General features: G+C 57.0%; 1 protein-coding gene. It reads left to right on the forward strand.

The genetic code is table 11. The features are described from left to right. On the forward strand, positions 1 to 532 hold a 532-nt coding region (locus ACWKV9_RS27715; protein ID WP_483839300.1), incomplete at both ends, for a hypothetical protein.

Genomic DNA, 532 nt, shown 5'->3' on the forward strand with positions numbered 1-532 from the left:
CGCTGGCTGACGTGGATAACGCGACACTGAAAGGTGGCTCGGTCACCTTGAATGGCGCACAGGATGGTGATTCGCTGGTAGTTGGTACGCCAAACAGCAAAATCACAGTTACCTCGTCCGAGGTCGACGGCAAGATTGTCCTGACGTTGACCGGCGAAGCAACGAAAGCTGAATACCAGGCGCTGATCAACTCGATCACTTACGGCAACAGCAGCGAAAACCCAAGCACCCTGCCGCGCAACATCTCGGTCGTGGTGAATGACGGCCAGCTCGATTCCGCGCCGGTGAGTACTGCTGTCAACGTCACGCCAGTCAATGACGCACCGACTGCAACCATCGAAGGCCCGCTCTCCTTCACCGAAGGCCAGACCGGTGTTTCGCTGGATGGCAAAGTCACTTTGGCTGACGTGGATAACGCCACGCTCAAAGGTGGCTCGGTCACTTTGAACGGTGCTCAAACCGGCGACAGCCTTGTGGTTGGCACCCCTAACGACAAAATCACTGTCAGCACCGCTGAAGTCGACGGCAAGAT

This window comes from Pseudomonas corni (assembly GCF_057128765.1).